This is a genomic window from Streptomyces sp. NPDC058751, assembly GCF_042746485.1.
Lineage (GTDB): Bacteria > Actinomycetota > Actinomycetes > Streptomycetales > Streptomycetaceae > Streptomyces.
This window is the reverse complement of record NZ_JBHYPZ010000015.1, coordinates 93,452-113,871: the sequence shown is the minus strand read 5'-3', so window position 1 is coordinate 113,871 and position 20,420 is coordinate 93,452. Positions and strand designations below refer to the sequence as shown.

Sequence of the window (20,420 nt, the reverse complement as noted above, 5' to 3'; positions counted from 1 at the left end):
GTGGTGGTACGGATGGAATTCCGCCCCCCCTGCGGGGCGGGCCCCGCACGGGCTCCCGGCCGTCCTGCCTGTCCTGGGATGCGGTCAAGAGTCTCACCCGGCTAGCACTGGGGGCGTCTGCCGTGGTTCGCGGCGTGCTTGCGGCGGCTCTTCTTCTTCCGGCGTCGCTTCGAGGACATGGGGACCTCCCTCACTTCACTCGCAGGACGGCGTGAAGCGTCCTGAACTCCGGTGACCCACGATTCCACACATCGCATACCGCCGCGATACGGCTCAGGAGCACACAGAAGCGCGCGGATATGCTGATATCACCCCGATTCGACTCGCACATCGAGGAGCAGGCATGCCCAGCGAACCGGCACCGATCAGCGAGGCCGCCCGTCAGGCACTGGAGCGGGAACTCGCCGAACTCCGCACCGAACGCGAAACGGTCGCGACGGCCCTGCAGGACTCGGGCGCGGAGGTGGGCGACCACGCCGACGCGGCGGACGAGTTGCAGCGCGCGAACGATCTGCGGCGCCTGGACGACCGGATCGCGCGGATCACGACGCGGCTCGCGCAGGCCGAGGTGACGGGTCCGCCGCCCACGGACAGGGTCGGCGTGGGCAGCACGGTCACCGTCCGGTTCTCGGACGGCACGACGGACACCGTCCAGATCGGCGAGGGCGCCGCGGTGCTGGACCGGACGCTCGTCACGGCGGACAGCCCGCTCGGACGAGCCCTCCTCGGCCACCGGCCGGGCGACACCGTGAACTTCCGGGCCCCCGAAGGACCCCGCAGCGCGGCCGTGATCTCCCTCGGCGGCTAGGACCTGTCCGGTCGATCATGGTGCTCGAGCAGGACCTCCTGGAACGACTCCTACCCAACAGACGCCTGCGCAGCCAGCCCCGCGTCGTGAAACGCAAGATGTCCAACTACCGGCTCAAACGACCTGGACACCATGACTGGCCCCAGCCCACCTGCACCGGCACACGAGCCGTCCTCATCACAAGACCCCAACCCGCAGATCCGTAAAGCAACGGCATTGCCTTTAGGGCGTGTATCGGAAGTGGATCAGATCGCAGTGGCGAGTTCGACGAGGTGCCGGGCCGTGCCGGCAGGATCGATGATCTGATGGAGGTGTGCACCGGGCAGGTGTGCCACACGCCAGCCGCGTTCGCGCGCCTCGGCGGCAAGGTCGTTGTACGGAGGGCCGAACAGCAGGTAGGAGCAGGGATGGTCGTCCCAGCCGTCGGGGACCGGAATGTGCTGCTCGTAGTAGGACAGCGGCAGGGTGGGCTGTTCCTCGATGACTGTCTGCCGCACCCTCGGATCGGAGAACATGGGTGCGACGTCTGCCTCGTCCCACCAATCGGTCCAGCGTGGCAGCCTGCCGTTCACGGCCATCGGGCGGAGGAAGCTCAGCATCTCGGGTGAGGCAAGAGGGGTTGGTCCGATCCGGGCCGGTAGCGCGGCATCGACGAAGATCGAGCTTGTCACCGGATGGTCGAGGCCCGAGCGAATTGCCGGGAGAAACAGGCCTACGTTGCTGTGTGCCACCAACGTGAGGTGGCTGTCGGCCGGGATGGGCCGGAGGTCGTCGCGGACGGCACTGACGATGCGGGGCCAGAAGGGCGGAGCACCGGCGCCTATGTGCAGCAAGGACGGCACCCGTACCTGGTATCCCGCCGCCGTCAGGTGTTCGGCCACAGGGTGCCAGGTCGAGGGACCTACGGACGGGCTGTGCACGAGAACGAAGATCGGCTGCATGTGACGATCCTGTCGCCCATGTCATCGGAGGCGCGACGGTCTTGGCTGACAGCAGAACGCTTCGCTTCGATGAAGCTCACGCGCCGTCACAGTACGGCCGTTCACAGCCATTCGCCGATGGCGGCGATGAGGACGGTGGCTTCATAGCGGACGGCGAGTTCGTCGTATCGCGTAGCCATGGCCCGGTACCTTTTGAGGTGATTGATGCCACGCTCGACCGCGTGCCGGGCCTTGCAGTCCTGCGGGTCGGACTTCGGCGGTCAGCCGCCGCGCGAGCCGCGTTCCTTGCGGTTACGGGCTTGATCCACCTTGTCCGGGATGTGCAGGGAATCCCGCCTCGCCGCAGGTAAGCGCGGTTCTTCCGGGAGGCGTGAGCCCAATAGGCACATGGGTTGGCTGTTGGTCAGTCCAGGCAGGGGCCGGGCTGGACATCTGTGCTGTAAGCAGCACCGTGAGTGCTTCGACAAGAGGGACGTGTTCTGGCCCCTGCCGTCGCGGACCCGCTCGCCATACCGTTCCGTGATTCGAGTCATCCTCAGGGCCACCTCCCCATCAGCCGGAGCCGTCAAGTTCTTCACGAGAGTGAGGGTCCCCGAGCAGGGCTGGGGCCACGGACGGCTGATGGGGTGGTGCGCCCGCGAGCGCTTCTACTAGGTCGCCGGGTGGTTCCGCCGCGGCTCGATGCCGCGCCAGGGCCTGTCGGCGGCGGACGGCCGGAGGACCCGCGATCCGGAGTCCCCCGGTGCGTCCGTGCCTCGTGGTGAGTTCAATCCCCGTAACTGGAGGGCGGGTAAGGGGCCCTGGCCCGCCGGGTGACATCGCCCGTCGGGATCCGGCCGGACCCCACCTCCAGGTCGATCTCCACGCGCTCCCGCCGGTAAGCAGCCTCGGGATCATCCATGGGTCCGCCGAGCAGTCCGGCTTCCCGCCGCTCGCGGACCACGCGTGCGTGAAGCTCGTCGTCGTCGCTCCGCAGGGGCATTCCCCTGTTGTGGGCGTGCTCCGGATCGCCTTCGACGGCCCGGTTGGACTTGTGGTGCGTCATGCGCAGCCTCCTCAAACGACTACCCGGCGTCTCGCGCGCCCGGGTACGTCCTCGGTGTGCAGGAGTCCTCCGTCCCGTCCTTCGTCGTGCGTCGGTCACTTCGGTGTACCGCTGGCCAGCTCCGCGCTCTCCCGCCCCACCTCGGCGCCGTCGCCCGAAAGCCCTTCGTCAGAGGCGGTGTTGTCCGCTCGGGCCGACAGCGAGCGCGCGGGTTCGGCCTTCGTGGCGGCCTGCAGCAGGTGCTCCGTGTCGAGATCCGACGTCCCGTCCCGCCGGGCGCGCCGTGCGGCCGGGTTCAACGGTTCACCGAAGGGGTCGGACGAGCCGAAACCGTGGGACGACATCAACATGGACAGCTCCCGGTGCGGCGGCTGGTCCTTTCCACCATTTCGCGGTGCCTATTGCTCCGCAACCGGAGCGGGCATCCACGCCGCAAAGGTCCTGGCCTGCGGTTATTCCTCACGGAAGGCGGAACTCGCCGAGGGGAGGCGGGCGTTGCCGAACCCCGGAAAACGGACACGACCCGCCCCGGACCCGCACGCCCCGCGGACCTGCGGACCCGCGCGAGGAACGCCGGACGGTCGGCCGGGCGGACAGCCGGACAGCCCGGCGGCCGGGCGGTCAGACCGAGAACAGCAGGCAGCTGCTGGTGGTGTGGGCGAGCAGCCTGTCGGACTCGTCGAAGAGCTCAGCCTGGGCGAGCGCCGTACGACGGCCGCTGTTGAGGACGGTGCCGACCGCGCGGACCCTGCCGGTGTCCACGGTGACCGGCCGCAGGAACTTCACGTTCAGGTCGAGCGAGGTGTACCCGGTGCCCCGGGGCAGCACGGACTGCACCGCGCAGCCCGCCGCGGAGTCCAGCAGGGTGGCGAAGATGCCCCCGTGGACGCTTCCGATGGGATTGTAGTGCTCCTCTCCCGGAACCAGGGAGAAGACCACCCGGCCGTGCTCGACCTCTTCGAGGGTCATGCCGAGGGTCGCGGAGATCGGCGGCGCGGGAAGCCGTCCCGCCTGCATCTCCCGGAGGAAGTCGAGACCGCTGTGACGGGCGACGGCGGCCGCGGTGACGGCCGGGTCCTCCCAGTCGTACGTACGAGACCTGCCCATGGTTCTTCCACTCTCCCGCCTCGGCCGCCCGGCCCTCCGCCGTCCGGCTCCACACCTGACTCCGTTTTACGAAGCCAGCAGGTACGGCAGAAACTAGCCAGCGCCACACCTGGCTGTCAATCTCACAGCCAGCCTACGATGGGGCGCATGACGTGGCTCGACACCAGTACCGACAACTGCACGGTCCAGCGGACGCTCGACCTGATCGGCGAGAAGTGGTCGATGCTGGTCCTGCGGGACGCGATGAACGGCGTACGGCGCTTCGACGACTTCCGGCGTCATGTGGGGCTCTCCGACAGCGTGCTGTCGGACCGGCTGCGCAAGCTGGTCGCGGCCGGAATCCTGGACACCGTGCCGTACAGCGAGCCCGGCAGCCGCACCCGCAACGAGTACCGGCTCACCCGCAAGGGCTGGGACCTGTGGCCCGTCATGATCGCCCTCAAGCAGTGGGGCGACCGCTACACAGCGGATCCCGAGGGGCCGCCGCTGGAGGTCGTGCACGCGGACTGCGGCGAGCAGGTGCGCACGGCGGTCGTGTGCGGGGCCGGGCACGGCACGCTGATCCCGCCGGAGGCCCGCACCCGCCCGGGCCCGTCGGCGCGGCGGACGGACCCCTCCGGCCGGTGAGGGCACCGGCCCGTGAAGGCGGCGGCCGACCCGGCCCCGGGGTCGTGGAGGCACCCGGTCCGGCCTCCGGGCGGGGTGCCGGAGGGAACGCGCGCCAGGAAACGGGCCGGAACACAGGCCGCCTCGTGGTGCCGGAGCCCGGCTCGTGGCAGCGTGACCCCGTGAGGGCTGTCCCGGCACGTCGGACATGGACGTCCGCCGTACGGGCATCAGGTTCGCGTGACCGGCGCGGCGGTGCCCTCTCGGACGGCGGCCGCGGTGCCGGACGGACCGACCGGTGGAGGAACGATGAGCACACGGACGGGGCCACCGGCCCGCGAACGGTGGGCGGCGAGAGCCTCCCTGACGGCGGCGGCGCTCGCCGTGGCGCTGCCCCTCGCCTTCGGGGGCGTACGCGGCTTCCTGCTCCTGCTCGCCGCCTTCGCCGCGATGGCCGTCGCGGCGGCGGCCCTGTGGTGGGCGCTGACCCGGCGCGGCCCGGTGCGCTGGATCGCGGGGCTGCTCGCCGTCGTCCTGCCCCTCGCCGTCGTCGTGGTCCTCGCGATCACGCTGCTGTGGACCCTGCTGCTGTCCCCCGTCCTGTGGGTCGTCGCCGTGTGGTGCGGCCGCTACGCGCTGCGCAGCGCCCACGGCCGCGCCCGGTCCATGAGAGAACGGCGCACCCCGCCGCCGCGACGGCCGTTCGTCCTGATGAATCCCCGCTCCGGCGGCGGCAAGGTGGAGCGGTTCGGCCTCGTGGAGAAGGCCGAGCGGCTCGGCGCCCGCGTCGTGCTCCTCGATCCGGAACGGCACCAGGACGTCACCGAGCTGGCCCGGCGGGCGGTCGCCGACGGAGCGGACCTGCTCGGCGTCGCGGGCGGTGACGGGACGCAGGCGCTCGTCGCGGCCGTCGCCGCCGAGCACGGTCTGCCGTTCCTCGTCGTCTCGGCCGGCACCCGCAACCACTTCGCCATGGACCTCGGCCTCGACCGCGACGACCCCGCCGCCTGCCTGGACGCGCTGAGCGACGGGGTCGAACTGCGGGTGGACCTCGGCTTCGCCGGTGAGCACCCGTTCGTCAACAACGCCTCGTTCGGCGCGTACGCGGCGGTCGTGCAGGACCCCGCCTACCGGGACGACAAGATCGGCACGATCCTGGAGCTCCTTCCGGAGCTGCTCACCCGTGAGCGGGGACCCGTGCTGACCGCCCACGCGGCCGGTACGACGCTCCGGGCGCCGCAGGCCGTGCTGGTGAGCAACAACCCGTACCGCACGAACGATCCGGCGGGCCTGGGACGGCGCGAACGGCTGGACTCGGGACTGCTCGGTGTCCTCGGCGTCAAGGTGGACAGCGCGCTCGAGGCAGCCCTGCTGCTCTCCCCCGCCCCGCAGGGCCTGTCGGTCCTCACCGCGCGCGAGGTGGTCGTGACCGCCGACAGCCGCGAACTGGAGGTCGGCGTCGACGGCGAGGCCATGGTCCTGCCCACCCCGGTCCGCTGCCGTGTCGAACCCGGTGCGCTGCGCGTGCGGGTCCCGAGGAAGCGTCCGGGCGTCCCCGAGGTCCAGCCCGCCCTGGACTGGCGCCGGCTGATGGCCATGGCCCTGCTCGTGAGCCGTACGGCCGGCGTGCACCGCCCCGGCCACGGACCGGGGCGGGAGCGGCGGCCGAAGGAGCCGGAGGAGCGGTCCGGCACTTCCTGAGCGCCGTGCGGGAGCGCGCCGCGGGCCGTCGGTTCCAGCGCACGGGCGGTGTCCGGCAGCCGTGGCCCGACTCGGACTCGGTGAGCCGGGACCCCTCCTCGCCGCGGGCCGCGACGAGCGCGGCCGTCGTGTCGTCGCCCGGCTCCCGGCGCTTCGACTCGACGGGCCCGGCGAGCGGTTCGTGGACCTCCCGGTGGGTGGCCATGACCTGATCGGGATGTCGGGTGCGGGACCGGTCACCGGGACGTCGAGCGCGGGGCCGGTCACCGGGAGTCCGGCTTCAGGTCCGGGCACCGGGGCGCCTGGTCCGGGGCCGGTCGCCGGAGCGGGCGTCTCCGGGCCGTGGCTCTCCGGCGCCTACGATCGTGCCGTGGTCCTCTTCGTCCTGGAACGCGTGTCCCGGCACTCCGTCGCCGAGAGCTGGCGGCGGCTGACCGACTGGCCCCGGCACGCGGACGTCGTCCCGCTGACCCGGGTCACCGTGCGCACTCCGGCGCCGACGCGGGAGGGCACGCTGTTCGTGGCGCGGTCGGGAATCGGGCCGCTCGCGTTCGACGACCCGATGGAGGTCGTCGCGTGGAACCCGCCGGACGGCGGGGGCCCCGGAACGTGCCGGCTGGTCAAGCGCGGCACGTTCGTCACGGGCTGGGCCGAGTTCGAGGTGCACCCGGCGGGCGGCGGCGGTTCGCGGGTGGTCTGGCGCGAGGAACTGGGCGTGCGCGGCCTGCCCGGCTTCGCCGACCGGCCGCTGGACCGGTCGGCACGGTGGATGTTCGGGCGCGCGATGGACGGGCTGCTGGGGCGGGGGTGACCCCTGGCCGCACCCCCGGGAGGCGACGGCCGGGCTTCCCTCCCCGCCGGGGCGTCCCGGGAGACCAGTCCTCCCCGGCGGGGGCTCCCCGGGGTCAGGTGCCCGGCAGAAGCGGCGGTTCGGCCAACCGGGCGAGTTCCAGGGCCTGTTGCGGGAACCAGTCGCCCGCCTTCGGGTCGACCGTGCCGCGCTCGGGGTCCTCTGGCCCCGCGGTCCCGCGCAGACAGAGCCCGTCCGACTCACCGGGCGTCTTGATCCACAGCCGGGCGTCCTGGAGCGGGTCGCCGGTACGCAGCGTGGGGCGGGCGCCGAGGCCGCGGTCCGGCGGGTTGCACCAGTCCTGCGCGTCGGTGTACTTGCCCGGCGGCGGGGTCCAGGTGCCCCGGCCGTTGCGGCTGGAGTCCGTGACGAAGTGCTTCATCCGGGACGGCGGGGCCGACACGTTCGCGTCGAGCCATGCCTGCGCGTCGGCGCGCGGCCACCACTGGTTGGGGCACAGGGCAGCGTCACCACCGCTGTCGGCGTAGGCCAGACAGGACGAGATCAGCTTGCCGTACCAGGAGTCGGCGTCGTCGGTGTGGTAGTTCGAGGCGTTGGTGTAGAAGCCGGAGGCGCGGGCGACACCGCCCTGGACCAGGCGCGGCACGATGGAGTTGACGGAGTGCCAGCCCGGGTGCCCGGTGTCGAGGTAGACCTTCGTCCCGCGCAGCGGCTCCAGGGCGTCGACCGCGTAGTTCACCTCGGTGTAGCGCGCGGCCGTCCTCGTGCCCTGCGCGTCGTCCTGGCCGCAGTCGGAGGGCAGCAGGGCGAGGGAGTCGGGTTCGAGGGTGACGATCGCGTCCCCGCGGCCGATCCCCCGGGCCACGGCGTCGATCCACGCCTGGTACTCCGCGGTGTTCGCGGCGCCGCCCGCGGAGTAGTTGGAGCAGTCCCGGCCGGGGATGTCGTACAGCGCCAGCACGGCGATCGCGTCCTTACGGCCCGCGTCGCGCACCACCGCGCGGACGTCCTTCTCCACCTCGGCCGGCGTCTGGTCGCCGAACCAGACGGCCTGCGGGGTGTTCACCATCGCCAGGATGCCCGCCGCGTCACGGAACTCGCCCGCCCGGGCGAGACCGAGGACCTGTTCGTACGCCGCCGGGTTGGCGTCCGGGACGTACAGCGACGGTCCGCGCCCCGCGGACTGCGCGGCCTGCGCCGGGGGCACGGCGACGAGGGCGGCGAGCCCGACGGACAGGGCGGCGAGCCGGATGAAGGTGCGTCGTCTCATGCGGGTCCACTCCAGGGTCGCAACGGTCACGAGGAACTTGCGGGAGCGCTCCCACAGGAGGGTCGCCGAGCGACGGGCGGGCGTCAATACGGAGCACGAACAAGGGCAGGAGCACAGGGCGCGGAAGGACGCGCCCGGAAACGGCGGAACGGCCGGGCCGTGTCCGTCAGGCCACCGACCCGATCCGCCGCGCCGAGGCCGGGGGCGTGTCGTGGTGGATGGGGGTGTGCGCCCCGGTCAGGGAGGCCCCGCTCCCTCCGCGCCGGTCGGCCACGATCTCCGCGGCGATCGACAGCGCCGTCTCCTCGGGGGTCCGTGCCCCCAGGTCGAGGCCGATGGGCGACCTGAGGCGGGCCAGCTCCGTCTCGGTGACCCCGGCCTCGCGCAGCCGCTCGTTGCGGTCCAGGTGGGTGCGGCGCGAGCCCATGGCGCCGACGTACGCCACCGGGAGCCGCAGCGCGAGCCGGAGCAGCGGGACGTCGAACTTGGCGTCGTGGGTGAGGACGCACAGGACGGTGCGGGAGTCGACCTCCGTGCGCTCCAGATAGCGGTGGGGCCACTCGACGACGATCTCGTCCGCCTCGGGGAAGCGCGCCGCCGTCGCGAAGACCGGGCGGGCGTCGCACACCGTCACCCGGTGGCCGAGGAACTTGCCCACGCGGACCAGCGCCGAGGCGAAGTCGACGGCACCGAAGACGATCATGCGCGGGGGCGGGACCGAGGACTCCACCAGGACCGTGAGCGGTGCTCCGCAACGAGAGCCCTGCTCTCCGATCTCGACGGTGGCGGTGCGGCCGGCGTCCAGCAGGGCCGCCGCCTCCCCCGCCACCGTGCGGTCGAGTGCGGGACGGGCGCCGGAGCCGCCCTCGTACGAGCCGTCGGGGCGTACGACGAGGGCGTGCCCCATCAGGTCGGCGGGCCCGCTCACGACACGGGCGAGCGCGGCCGCCTCGCCGCCCGCCGCGGCGGCCAGGGCCGTCGCGAGCACGGCCCTGCGGGCGGTGTCCCGCGAGCGGACCGGGGTGACCAGGACGTCGATGACGCCGCCGCAGGTCAGGCCGACCGCGAAGGCGTCGTCGTCGCTGTAGCCGAAGCGTTCGAGGACGGTCCCGCCGTCCTCCAGCGCCTGTCGGCACAGGTCGTAGACCGCTCCTTCCACGCAGCCGCCGGATACCGAGCCGACGGCCGTGCCGTCGGAGTCGACGGCGAGCGCGGCTCCGGGCCTGCGGGGCGCGCTGCCGCCGACGGCCACCACGGTGGCGACGGCGAAGTCGCGGCCCTGCTCGACCCACCGGTGCAGTTCTTCGGCGATGTCCAGCATGTCCCGTTCTCCTTGGCGGCGGTTGCGGGGAGGGGGTGCGGTGGCGGACGCCGGGCCGGCCGCCACGCCCGCGGTGGTCGAACCGGGGGACGCTCCGGGAGGGCTCCGGGAAGCGGGAGGAGCGCCCGGCGCCTAGGCAGTTCCCGTGAGGTGTTCGGGGCGTACCGGGGTCCGGGCGAGCTCCAGACCCGTCGCGTCCCGGATCGCCGCGAGGACGGCCGGGGTGGACGACAGGGTCGGGGCCTCGCCGACGCCGCGGAGGCCGTAGGGGGCGTGGTCGTCGGCGAGTTCGAGCACGTCGACGGGGATGGTCGGCGTGTCGAGGATGGTGGGGATCAGGTAGTCCGTGAAGGAGGGGTTCTTCACCTTCGCCGTCCTCGGGTCGACGATGATCTCCTCCATGACCGCGACGCCCAGGCCCTGGGTGGTGCCGCCCTGGATCTGGCCGACGACGGACAGCGGGTTGAGCGCCTTGCCGACGTCCTGGGCACAGGCCAGTTCGACGACCTTGACCAGCCCGAGTTCGGTGTCCACCTCGACGACGGCGCGGTGCGCGGCGAAGGAGTACTGGACGTGCCCGTTGCCCTGCCCGGTGCGCAGGTCGAAGGGTTCGGTGGGCCGGTGCCGCCACTCGGCCTCGACCTCGACGGCCTCGTCCTCCAGCACGTCGGCGAGATCGGCGAGGACCTCGCCGCCGTCGGTGACGACCTTGCCGCCCTCCAGGAGGAGTTCGGCCGTGGCCCACGCCGGGTGGTACGTGCCGAACTTGCGGCGGCCGATCTCCAGGACCTTCTCGCGGACCAGCTCGCAGGAGTTCTTGACGGCGCCGCCGGTGACGTACGTCTGACGTGAGGCGGACGTCGAACCGGCGCTGCCCACACGGGTGTCGGCCGGCTGGATGGTCACCTGGGCGACGCCCAGTTCGGTGCGGGCGATCTGCGCGTGGACGGTGACACCGCCCTGGCCGACCTCCGCCATCGCGGTGTGCACGGTCGCGACGGGCACGCCGCCGACGACCTCCATGCGGACCCGGGCGGTCGAGTAGTCGTCGAACCCCTCGGAGAAGCCGACGTTCTTGATGCCGACGGCGTACCCGATCCCGCGGACGACGCCCTCGCCGTGCGTGGTGTTGGACAGACCGCCGGGCAGCTGCCGTACGTCCGCCTCCTCGCCCGCCGAGAGCCACTGCCGCTCGGGCGGGAGCGGCATCGCCTTGACGCGGCGCAGGAGTTCGGCGACCGGGGCCGGCGAGTCGACACGCTGCCCGGTCGGCAGGAGCGAGCCCTGCTCCATCGCGTTGAGCCGGCGGAACTCGACCCGGTCCATGCCCACCTCGTCGGCGAGCCTGTCCATCTGGGCCTCGTAGGCGAAGCACGCCTGGACCGCGCCGAAGCCGCGCATGGCGCCGCAGGGCGGGTTGTTGGTGTAGAGCGCGAGGGCCTCGATGTCGACGTCGTCGACCACGTACGGGCCGACGCCGAGCGAGGAGGCGTTGCCGACGACCGCCGGGGAGGCCGACGCGTACGCGCCGCCGTCGAGCACGATCCGCGCCTTGACGTGGGTGAGCTTGCCGTCCTTGGTGGCCCCGTGCTCGTAGGTGAGTTTGGCGGGGTGGCGGTGGACGTGTCCGAAGAAGGACTCGAAGCGGTTGTAGACGATCTTGACGGGCTTGCCGGTGCGCAGGGCCAGCAGGCAGGCGTGGATCTGCATCGACAGGTCCTCGCGGCCGCCGAACGCGCCGCCGACCCCGGAGAGGGTCATCCGGACCTTGTCCTCGGGCAGGCCGAGCACCGGGGCGATCTGGCGCAGGTCGGAGTGCAGCCACTGGGTGGCGATGTAGAGCTCGACCCCGCCGTCCTCCGCGGGTACGGCGAGTCCGGACTCGGGCCCGAGGAAGGCCTGGTCCTGCATGCCGAAGGTGTACTGGCCCCGGACGACGAAGTCGGCCCGGCGCGCGGCCCGTTCGGCGTCGCCGCGGACGATGGGCTGGCGATGGAGGATGTTGGGGTGCGGGACGTGGCCGATGTGGTGGTCGGTGCGGCCCTCGTGGACGAGGACCGCGCCGGGCGCGGTCGCGGACGCCTCGTCCGTGATCACCGGCAGCTCGCGGTACTCCACCTTGATCTTCGCGGCGGCGCGGCGGGCGGTCTCGGGGTGGTCGGCGGCGACGATGGCGACGGGCTCGCCGTGGTGGCGCACCTTGCCGTGCGCGAGGACCGGGGTGTCCTGGATCTCCAGGCCGTAGTGGCGCACGTCGGTGGGCAGGTCGTCGTACGTCATGACGGCGTACACACCGGGGGTGGCCAGGGCCTCGGCCGTGTCGATGGACACGATCTCGGCGTGGGCGACGGTGGAGCGCAGGATCTGGCCCCACAGCATGTCCTCGTGCCACATGTCGGAGGAGTACGCGAACTCTCCGGTGACCTTGAGGGTGCCGTCGGGGCGGAGGGTGGACTCGCCGATGCCGCCCCTGGTCCCGGAGCCCTGGGTGATGTTCGTGGGTGTGCCGGTCGTTCCCATGGTCAGACCGCCTCGGACTGCCGGGCGGCCGCGAGGCGGACCGCGTCCATGATCTTCTCGTAGCCGGTGCAGCGGCACAGGTTGCCCGAGAGCGCCTCGCGGATGTCCGCGTCGCTCGGGTTCGGGGTGCGCTCCAGCATCTCGTCCGCCGCGATCAGCAGACCCGGGGTGCAGAAGCCGCACTGGACGGCTCCGGCGTCGATGAACGCCTGCTGGACGGGCGAGAGTTCGGTTCCCTCGCCGGCCTGCGAGTCGTGGCCCTTGGCGGCCCAGCCCCGGGCCTCGTCGAGCGAAACACCCGAGGACTCGGGCGTGTCGCACGCTCCCGTCACGCAACCGGCTTGCTCGGCACGCTGCTTGGCGAAGTCGGCCAGCCCCTCGACGGTGACGACCTCGCGGCCCTCGGCCTGGCCGGCGGCGACCAGGCAGGCGCACACGGGCACGCCGTCCAGGCGGACGGTGCAGGAGCCGCACTCGCCCTGCTCGCAGGCGTTCTTGGAGCCGGGCAGGCCGAGACGCTCACGCAGGACGTACAGCAGGCTCTCGCCCTCCCAGACGTCGTCGGCCTCCTGCCGACGGCCGTTGACCGTGAAGCTGACACGCATCACGCGACTCCTTCCGTGCGGGCGGCGGTACCGCGGTAGGACTCCCAGGTCCAGGTCAGCGTGCGACGGGCCATGACACCGACCGCGTGGCGGCGGTAGCCCGCCGTACCGCGGACGTCGTCGATCGGGTTGCAGGCCGCGGAGCACAGCGCGGCGAACTGCCTGGCCACCGACGGCGTGATGACCTTCCCGTTGTCCCAGAAGCCGCCCTCGTCGAGCGCCGCGTTCAGGAACTCCTCGGCGGCCTTCGCGCGGACCGGGGTCGGCGCGGCCGAGCCGATGCCGGTGCGGACCGTACGGGTCTCGGGGTGCAGGGCCAGGCCGAAGGCGCACACCGCGATCACCATCGCGTTGCGGGTGCCGACCTTGGAGAACTGCTGAGGCCCGTCCGCCTTCCTGACGCGGACGGCGCGGATCAGCTCGTCCGGCGCGAGCGCGTTGCGCTTCACGCCGGTGTAGAAGTCGTCGATCGGGATCAGCCGTGAACCGCGCACCGACTCGACCTCGACCTCGGCGCCCGCCGCGAGGAGTGCGGGGTGGGCGTCACCGGCCGGGGAGGCGGTGCCGAGGTTGCCGCCGACGCCGCCGCGGTTGCGGATCTGCGGGGAGGCGACCGTGTGGGAGGCGAGCGCCAGTCCGGGAAGCTCACGGCGCAGGTTCTCCATGATCCGGGTGTACGGGACGGAGGCGCCGAGGCGCACGCTCTCGTCGCCGACCTCCCACTCGCTCAGCTCTCCGATGCGGTTCAGGTCGAGGAGGTACTCGGGCCTGCGGTGATCGAAGTTGATCTCGACCATCACGTCGGTGCCCCCCGCGATCGGCACGGCCGTGGGGTGCTCGGCCTTCGCGGCGAGCGCCTCCTCCCAGCCGGCGGGGCGAAGGAAGTCCATGAGTGGCTCTCTTCATTCGTGTCGTGGGCGTGGTGATCGAGCCAGATCGGGTGCGGCGTCATCGGCTCGCACAAGAGGTCTCAACAGCGGAGTGGGGTCAGTACACAGCGGACTCCGGCACCGCGGTCAGTCACCGAAACCATGAAGGAGTTCGCTGGCCAGCGCGCGCATCTTGTAGATTCGTATGAAACGAGGCCATCAGCAACCTCTTCGTTTTCCTCTGGAAACAGATGGTCGGCCCTCTGGAAACAGATGGCCGGCCCTCTGGAAACAGACGGTCGGCCTTCCGGGAACAGACGGCCTGCCCTCCGGGAACAGGGACACGGCCCTCCGGAAACGGACGGCCGATCCTCCGGGAACAGGGCCGCGGCCCCTGGGAAGCGGGGACGCGGGCCGATGGAGACCGAAGGCCCCGGGGCCGGTACCGCCGGTGGCCGGAACCCGCGGACCGCTCCGCGGAGCCCGGGACGCCGACGGGCCTCACCACTGATCCATCGTAGATTTCGAGACAAAGAACGGCGGCGACGAGAATGCGGCTGCGCGCACTGCTGGACACGGACGCGCTGGGCCTGCGGCTGCTCGGCGGCGAGGACGAGCTCGACCGCACCGTACGCGGTGTGATGACCACCGACCTCAAGGACCCGAGCCGCTACCTCTCGGGCGGCGAGCTGGTCCTCACCGGTCTCGCCTGGCGGCACGACGCCGAGGACTCCGAACCGTTCGTCCGCATCCTGGCGGGCACCGGGGTCGCGGCCCTGGCCGCGGGCGAGGCGGAGCTCGGCGACATCCCCGACGACCTGATCGTGGCCTGCGCCCGGCACCGCCTGCCGCTGTTCGCCGTGAACGAGTCGGTCGCCTTCGCCACGATCACCGAGCACGTCGTGCGCCAGGTCTCGGGCGAGCGCGCCGGGGATCTGGCCGCCGTGGTCGAGCGGCACCGGCGGATGATGACCTCGGGCCCGGCGGGCGGCGGCCCCGACGTGGTCCTCGATCTCCTCGGCACCGACCTCGACCTGCGCGCCTGGGTCCTCTCCCCCGCCGGACGGCCCGTCGCGGGCTCGAAGCTCGCGGGCGGCGCGCTGCCGGCCGGCACCCGCGCCGAGCTGGCCGCCGCGCATCTGTCGGCGCTGCGCACCGGGCGCCGGGGGCCGCACCGGGTGGCCGTGGGCCCGGCGGTGTACTCGCTCTTCCCCGTCCGCTCCTCGGGGCGTGCCACGGGCGCCTTCCGGGACGTCCGCGAGACGGTGCTCTCCGACTGGCTGCTCGCCGTCGAGGCGGACGCCGGGGACTGGCCCGAGGAACGGCTCGACCTGCTCCAGGGCGTCACCCAGCTCATCGCGGTGGAGCGGGACCGGCGGGACGCGGCGCGCACGGTGCGCCGACGGCTCGCGCAGGAGGTCCTGGAACTGGTCCAGGCGGGGGCCGCGCCCGCCGAGATCGCGGCCCGGCTGCGGGTGGCGGCGCCGGTGCTGCTGCCGGGCCTGGGCACCGCCCCGCACTGGCAGGTCGTGGTGGCCCGCGTCGAGTGGGACGGCGGCGAGATCGAGGGCGGCCCGGTCGCCCAGGCGCTGCTGGAGGAGATCCTCGTCGACCCCCTGTCGCCGGGCCCCGAGCACTCCGACCGGATCGCCGTCGCCCACACGGGGGACGAGGCGGTCGCGCTGGTCCCCCTTTCGGCGGTCCCCTCCGACGAGGAGGGCTCCGAGCCCGGCCTGCACGCCGACACGCTGCTCGCGGCCGTACGGGAGCCGCTGGCGGCCGGTCTGGACGACGACGGCCGGCTCACCATCGGGGTCAGCGCGGCCGTCCACTCCGCCGAGGGGCTGCGCGGCGCGCTGGAGGAGGCACGGCACGCCCGCCGGGTCGCCGCGGCCCGCCCCGGACGGGTCTGCGCGGCCGGGCACCAGGAGCTGGCCTCGCACGTCCTGCTGCTGCCGTTCGTCCCGGACGACGTGCGCCGCGCCTTCACCGCCCGGCTGCTGGACCCGCTGCGCGAGTACGACGGCCGGCACCGCGCGGAACTGATCCCGACCCTGGAGGCGTTCCTGGACTGCGACGGCTCCTGGACGCGCTGCGCGGCCCGGCTTCACCTCCACGTCAACACCCTGCGCTACCGCGTCGGACGCATCGAACAGTTGACGAGTCGTGATCTGTCGCGGCTGGAAGACAAGTTGGACTTCTTCCTGGCACTGCGGATGAGCTGAGTCCAGGAGCCCCGGGCAACCCCGCGCGCGGCCCACGACTTTGTGAAATCCTTCACCTACCCTCTTGGCCGCGCCCCGTGATCCGTGCTGAGATGCCACCACTCAACAGCTCGATGGCGTGCTCGGGGAGGGCAACGTGGCGCATACCGCCATGTCTGGTACCGGAACGACTGCAGGGGACGATCCACTCCAGACCGCGGTATGGCGGCTGCGCTCACGCGCCTGCTGGGCCGACGCGGCCGCGCTGATCCAGCCGCACGCGGCGGGGCCGGCGCTCCAGAGGGCGTCGCTCCTGGTCGAGCGCTGTCTCTACACCGAGCAGGGCTGGGCCGAGGCGGAGGACGCGCTGCGCACCGCCGAGGCACTGGCGCAGAGCGACGACGAGCGGGGCGCGGCCGCCTGCGAGCGGGGCCAACTCGCCTATGCCGCGACCCTGCTGGGCGTGCGCGACCGGGCCGACGAGGCGCGCGCGGCGCTGGGCCGGGCCGCGGCGCTGCTCGCGCCGGGCGCGCCCGGCAGGGCGCTGCTGGACTTCCGGCGCGGGCTGCTCGCCGAGAACCTCGCGCACTCGCCGCAGGCGGCCCGCGCCGCGTACCGGCGGGCGCACGCGGGCGCGACCGACCGGAACGACGCCCTGCTGCTGTCCTTCACCTGGCGGCATCTCGCCGGAATCGCCTTGCGCGAAGGGGAGTTGGCGGAGGCCCGGCACGGCTTCGCCGAATCCCTGCGGATCCGGGAGGAGCTCGGGTACCTGGTCGGTACGGCGCCGGCGCTGGCGGCCCTGGCCGACGCCGAGAGCGAACCGGAGGCGTCACGGCTGCGGGCGGAGGCGGGACGGCTGTTCAGGCTGCTCGGCGGTGTCCCCCTGTGGCTGGCGGACCGGTTGGACCCGGCACCGCCGGCGGCGACGGCCTGATCCCGTACGACGGGACGCGCCTTCGGAGCCCCGCCCGGGTGCGGACCTTCACGGGCGGGGCCGCACGCGCGCGGGACTCCGGGCGGGGTGCGCTCAGTTCACCGGAGGGAGCGTGCGGGCGAAGCGGCGGACGGCGTCGGCGAAGGCGTCGGGGGCGTCGAAGTTGGCGAGGTGCCGCGCCCGCGGGACGAGTTCCACGCGAGCGTCCGGATGGGCGCGGGCGAAGTCCGCCTCGCCGGCGCGGAAGACCGTGTCCTTCTCGCCGTTCAGGATCAGGACCGGGGCCCCCACGTGGCGCATCGCGTCCGCGTCGAAGCGCCCCAGCAACTCGCCCCAGGCCCGCGGCAGGGTGTGGAAGGCGTAGCCGGCGCGAATGGTCGCCTCCACCACCTCCGGCGGGTAGAGGCGGCGCAGCAGGCGGTCGTTCCACCGGGTGAGGCGCTCGGCCGGGAGGTGCGGGACCAGCCGGGCGGCCCAGCGGTACGGCACCGCCCGGCGGCCACGGGTGGAGGCGCTGGCCCCGGCCAGGACCAGCCCGCGCAGCAGTTCCGGGCGGCGGCGCGCGAACTCCAGCGCGGCGTAACCGCCCAGGGAGTGCCCGACGACCAGGGCCGGCCCGTGGCCGAGCGAGTCCACGGCGGAGGCGATGACCTCCGTCGAGGAGCCCAGGCTCCAGGGCTGCGCCGAACGTTCGCCGTGGCCCGGGAGGTCGACCGCGGCCACCGGGAACTCGTCCCGGAGCGCGGCGAGTTGCGAACTCCACTGTCCCGCGGAGAAGCGCGTCCCGTGCACGAAGACGATGGGCTTCACGTCCGTCGCCGTCATCGGTCCCCCAGTCACCCCGGTCCCCGAACCGGCTCCGCCGACGGGGATCCCCTCGTGATAGCGGGAAACTCTAGCCGCCCGTGCTCCCGCGCACGGGATTCGGCGGCCGGGGGATTCCCGGGGACGAACAGGGCCCGGCCGCGGGCGGGTTCGCCGGCCGGTGGTGGTGGGCGGGGCCGTTCAGGAAGCGCCGGTGAAGTGCTCCCGCACCAGGGCCTGGACGACGGTCAGGTCCTCGGCGATCAACGCGTCCAGCAGCGCGGCGTGTTCGGCCGCGTCGGCCACCAGGTCGGCGCGTCCCCGGGAGACGGGACCGCCGACGAGCGGCCACTGGGCACGGCGGTGCAGATCGTCGGCGAGGCGCACCAACTGCGCGTTGCCCGCGAGGCCGAGGACCGCGCGGTGGAAGGACCGGTCGGACTCCGCGTAGGTCACCCGGCAGCCCGACGAGGCGGCCCGAACGGTGGCATCGGCGAGCGGGCGCAGCTCGGCCCAGCGGGCGGCCGGCACGGTGCGCGCGAGCCTGAGCATCACCGGGACCTCGATCAGGCCCCGGATCTCGGCGAGTTCGGCCAGTTCCCGGGTACCGCGCTCGACGACGCGGAAGCCCCGGTTGGGGACGACCTCGACGGCGCCTTCGAGGGCGAGTTGCTGCATCGCCTCCCGCACGGGCGTGGCCGACACCCCGAAGCGCTCGCCGAGAGCGGGGGCCGAGTACACCTCGCCGGGGGCGAGTTCACCCGCGACGAGCGCGGTGCGCAGGGCGTCGAGGATCTGGCCCCGCACGGAGGCGCGCTGCACGACGGGACGGGCGGCCTCCGCACGGGCGGCGGGGCGCGCCCGCTCCGTCTCGTCGCCACGGGCGTTCGGCTCGCGTGCGGCCGGACGGGTCTCCTCGGCGTGCGCGGGGCGGGCGCCCCCGCCGTCCGCTCCCGGCCGGGTCTCGTCCGCGCGCGGGGGAGCGGCGTTCTCCGGACGTGCGGCGGGGCGTGCCTCGCCGTCGGGTACGGGACCGGCGTCCCCGGGGTTCGCGACAGCGCGTACGCCGTCCGTCTGTACGACGGGGCGAACGTCGTCCGCACGTGTGCCGACGCGTACGCCGGCGCGGGCGTCGTCCGCGCGCACGCCGGCACGGGCACCGTCCGTACGTACGGAGGCGCCGGTGCCGTCCGCGCGCACGCCGGGGCGCGTGCCCTCGGCGCGCGGGTGCGGGATCGGGGTCTCACTGTGCGTGTGCTCACCGCGGGCCGAGGCCAGGACGGCCGGATGAACGCCGCCGGGACCGGCACCGGGCCCGTCTCCCACGCCGCCCGCGGGCATCCCCCTGGCCAGTCCCACGTCCACGGGCCCCGGCTGCTGCGGAACCCGGAAGGCGCCCGCGCGGACGTCCGGGGTCCACGGCCCGGCGGAGCCGTGCGCGCTGCGCGGACCGGCCTGCTCCACGGTTCCTCCTCCGGGTCGGCGGTACTGGGCGGTCGTGACGTCGGCCGTCACCGGTCCGTCAAGTGTCACTGGTCCGTCAAGCACGATAGGCGCACACGGGCCCAGTTCAAACACCCGGACGACAGGGTAAGGTAAGGCTTACCTGCCAACGATCGTGAAGCGATGGTTCCGCATGTCCACTCCCACGCTGCCGGCCGATGCCGCCGCCGCGACCGCTCCGGCGGCCATGACCGCCCTGGCCGGTCCGTACGTGCCGGCCGCCGCGTCGCCCGTCGCGGACGCCTACGCGCGGCTGGGCGAGGCCTTCCCCGGGCTGGGCGTCACGGAGCTGGGAGCGGGAGAAGCGGCCCCGCGGGGCGCGGGTTGGGCCGCCGCCGCCCTGCTCGCCGCCGGCGGGCCGGACCTCGACGCGTTCCTCGCCTGGGACGAGGCCCAGGTGCTCCGGGACTACGGCACGCGCGCACGGCCCGACGTCGTGGCCGGCTTCGGACTGCACAGGTACGCCTGGCCGGCCTGCCTGCTGATCACCGTGCCGTGGTTCCTGCTGCGCCGGGTGCCCCGCCTGCCTGTGGAGAACGTCACGTTCCACCGCGAGCTCGGCCGGATGGCCGTGCGGATCGACACCTTCGCCTGCCTGCCGGACGACCCGGCCGCCGCCCTGCCGGGCGCCCGGGTCGTACCCGACGAGGAGGCGCTGCGCGCCGAGGTGCGCTCCGCGGTGGCCGAACACCTGGAACCCGTCCTCGGCGGGTTCGGGCCGCGGATGCGACGGCGCGGCCGGGCCCTGTGGGGCATGGCGACCGACGAGGTGGTCGAGGGCCTCTGGTATGTCGCCCACCTGCTCGGCGAGGAACGGCGCGCGATGCGCGAGCTGGAGCTGCTGCTGCCGGACTCGACCCGGCCCTACGTCGGCTCGGCGGCCTTCCGCGAACTGACCGGTCCCGAGGGGGAGTCCCTGCCCACCCGCGACCGGGTGAGCTGCTGCCTCTTCTACACGGTGCGCCCCGCCGACACCTGTGCCACCTGCCCGCGCACCTGCGACGCGGACCGGATCACCAAGCTGACCGCCGCCGCGAGCTGAGGCGACCCGGGGGCCGCCCGAGGACCGGGCACGCCCCCGGCACGGCCCCCGCACGGCCTCGCGCGAACCCCGCACGGCTCCCGCACGGCCCCGGCGCGGCTCCCGCACGACCCCCGTGCGACCCCCCGCGCGAACCGGACGCGGATCACCGCGAGCCGGACGCGGATCACAAGTGCTTCACATATTCCTCACTCATCACGGGAACTCTCCACGGAACCACCCGCACGGGTAGTCTTATTCGTACTCAACTCCCGTCCCTCGCGCGGCAGTTCGAGCAGAAAGTCGCCCTGCGCACCTTCTTGCACCTCCTTGGCGGCCTCTTGCCC

At 73.3% G+C, this 20,420-nt stretch carries 18 protein-coding genes; 7 read left to right on the top strand and 11 right to left on the bottom strand.

From position 1 onward, the window contains the following. Positions 1 to 343: 343 nt before the first annotated feature. The gene (locus tag ACFW6B_RS16475) at positions 344 to 808 is read left to right on the top strand and encodes a GreA/GreB family elongation factor (RefSeq protein ID WP_386596437.1); all 465 of its coding nucleotides are present in this window, start codon (positions 344 to 346) and stop codon (positions 806 to 808) included. Between the two features lie 245 nt (positions 809 to 1,053). Here ACFW6B_RS16475 and ACFW6B_RS16470 read toward each other — a convergent pair whose 3' ends face one another. The 4 genes from ACFW6B_RS16470 to ACFW6B_RS16455 form a co-directional block, all read right to left on the bottom strand. Continuing rightward, complete coding sequence (locus tag ACFW6B_RS16470; RefSeq protein ID WP_386596435.1) at positions 1,054 to 1,749, bottom strand: alpha/beta hydrolase; 696 nt, start codon at positions 1,747 to 1,749, stop codon at positions 1,054 to 1,056. Between the two features lie 766 nt (positions 1,750 to 2,515). Then, positions 2,516 to 2,794: a hypothetical protein gene (locus tag ACFW6B_RS16465; protein WP_386596433.1), complete on the bottom strand. Its 279-nt coding sequence runs from the start codon at positions 2,792 to 2,794 to the stop codon at positions 2,516 to 2,518. 95 nt (positions 2,795 to 2,889) lie between these two features. Beyond that, the gene (locus ACFW6B_RS16460; protein ID WP_386596431.1) at positions 2,890 to 3,144 is read right to left on the bottom strand and encodes a hypothetical protein; all 255 of its coding nucleotides are present in this window, start codon (positions 3,142 to 3,144) and stop codon (positions 2,890 to 2,892) included. A gap of 271 nt (positions 3,145 to 3,415) precedes the next feature. Continuing rightward, on the bottom strand, positions 3,416 to 3,901 hold the full coding sequence (locus ACFW6B_RS16455; protein WP_386596429.1) for a PaaI family thioesterase: 486 nt from the start codon (positions 3,899 to 3,901) through the stop codon (positions 3,416 to 3,418). A 147-nt stretch (positions 3,902 to 4,048) separates the two neighbouring features. Between ACFW6B_RS16455 and ACFW6B_RS16450 the strand changes: the two genes are divergently transcribed. The 3 genes from ACFW6B_RS16450 to ACFW6B_RS16440 all read left to right on the top strand — a co-directional run bounded on the left by ACFW6B_RS16450 (position 4,049) and on the right by ACFW6B_RS16440 (position 7,019). Further along, complete coding sequence (locus ACFW6B_RS16450; RefSeq protein WP_386596427.1) at positions 4,049 to 4,528, top strand: winged helix-turn-helix transcriptional regulator; 480 nt, start codon at positions 4,049 to 4,051, stop codon at positions 4,526 to 4,528. Positions 4,529 to 4,816: 288 nt separating this feature from the next. Further along, positions 4,817 to 6,208: a diacylglycerol/lipid kinase family protein gene (locus ACFW6B_RS16445; protein ID WP_386596425.1), complete on the top strand. Its 1,392-nt coding sequence runs from the start codon at positions 4,817 to 4,819 to the stop codon at positions 6,206 to 6,208. A gap of 370 nt (positions 6,209 to 6,578) precedes the next feature. Then, positions 6,579 to 7,019: an SRPBCC family protein gene (locus ACFW6B_RS16440; protein ID WP_386596538.1), complete on the top strand. Its 441-nt coding sequence runs from the start codon at positions 6,579 to 6,581 to the stop codon at positions 7,017 to 7,019. 94 nt (positions 7,020 to 7,113) lie between these two features. Here ACFW6B_RS16440 and ACFW6B_RS16435 read toward each other — a convergent pair whose 3' ends face one another. The 5 genes from ACFW6B_RS16435 to ACFW6B_RS16415 form a co-directional block, all read right to left on the bottom strand. Further along, entirely contained in the window at positions 7,114 to 8,289 is a 1,176-nt protein-coding gene (locus tag ACFW6B_RS16435) for a glycoside hydrolase family 6 protein (protein ID WP_386596423.1), read from the bottom strand. Positions 8,290 to 8,455: 166 nt separating this feature from the next. After that, the gene (locus ACFW6B_RS16430) at positions 8,456 to 9,610 is read right to left on the bottom strand and encodes an XdhC family protein (RefSeq protein ID WP_386596421.1); all 1,155 of its coding nucleotides are present in this window, start codon (positions 9,608 to 9,610) and stop codon (positions 8,456 to 8,458) included. A 132-nt stretch (positions 9,611 to 9,742) separates the two neighbouring features. Continuing rightward, complete coding sequence (locus ACFW6B_RS16425) at positions 9,743 to 12,130, bottom strand: xanthine dehydrogenase family protein molybdopterin-binding subunit (RefSeq protein WP_386596419.1); 2,388 nt, start codon at positions 12,128 to 12,130, stop codon at positions 9,743 to 9,745. A gap of 2 nt (positions 12,131 to 12,132) precedes the next feature. Continuing rightward, a complete protein-coding gene (locus ACFW6B_RS16420) occupies positions 12,133 to 12,735 on the bottom strand; it encodes a (2Fe-2S)-binding protein (protein WP_386596417.1) in 603 nt (200 codons plus the stop codon). After that, entirely contained in the window at positions 12,735 to 13,625 is an 891-nt protein-coding gene (locus tag ACFW6B_RS16415) for an FAD binding domain-containing protein (RefSeq protein WP_386596415.1), read from the bottom strand. Before ACFW6B_RS16415 ends, ACFW6B_RS16420 begins: the two co-directional genes overlap by 1 nt. 530 nt (positions 13,626 to 14,155) lie before the next feature. Here ACFW6B_RS16415 and ACFW6B_RS16410 point away from each other — a divergent pair. Together ACFW6B_RS16410 and ACFW6B_RS16405 are read left to right on the top strand one after the other, a co-directional pair. Next, positions 14,156 to 15,829 carry a PucR family transcriptional regulator gene (locus ACFW6B_RS16410; RefSeq protein ID WP_386596413.1) on the top strand — a complete coding sequence of 558 codons (1,674 nt, stop codon included), beginning with the start codon at positions 14,156 to 14,158 and terminating at the stop codon, positions 15,827 to 15,829. 151 nt (positions 15,830 to 15,980) lie between these two features. Beyond that, positions 15,981 to 16,745 carry a hypothetical protein gene (locus ACFW6B_RS16405; protein ID WP_386596411.1) on the top strand — a complete coding sequence of 255 codons (765 nt, stop codon included), beginning with the start codon at positions 15,981 to 15,983 and terminating at the stop codon, positions 16,743 to 16,745. Between the two features lie 93 nt (positions 16,746 to 16,838). Here ACFW6B_RS16405 and ACFW6B_RS16400 read toward each other — a convergent pair whose 3' ends face one another. Together ACFW6B_RS16400 and ACFW6B_RS16395 are read right to left on the bottom strand one after the other, a co-directional pair. Continuing rightward, positions 16,839 to 17,570, bottom strand: a complete 732-nt coding sequence (locus ACFW6B_RS16400) for an alpha/beta fold hydrolase (RefSeq protein WP_386596409.1) — start codon at positions 17,568 to 17,570, stop codon at positions 16,839 to 16,841. A 180-nt stretch (positions 17,571 to 17,750) separates the two neighbouring features. Beyond that, positions 17,751 to 18,695, bottom strand: coding sequence for a GntR family transcriptional regulator (locus ACFW6B_RS16395; RefSeq protein ID WP_386596536.1), 945 nt, complete (start codon positions 18,693 to 18,695; stop codon positions 17,751 to 17,753). 544 nt (positions 18,696 to 19,239) lie between these two features. On the opposite strand from ACFW6B_RS16395, the gene ACFW6B_RS16390 reads away from it, so the two are divergent. After that, positions 19,240 to 20,094, top strand: a complete 855-nt coding sequence (locus tag ACFW6B_RS16390; protein WP_386596535.1) for a (2Fe-2S)-binding protein — start codon at positions 19,240 to 19,242, stop codon at positions 20,092 to 20,094. Positions 20,095 to 20,420: the final 326 nt, after the last annotated feature.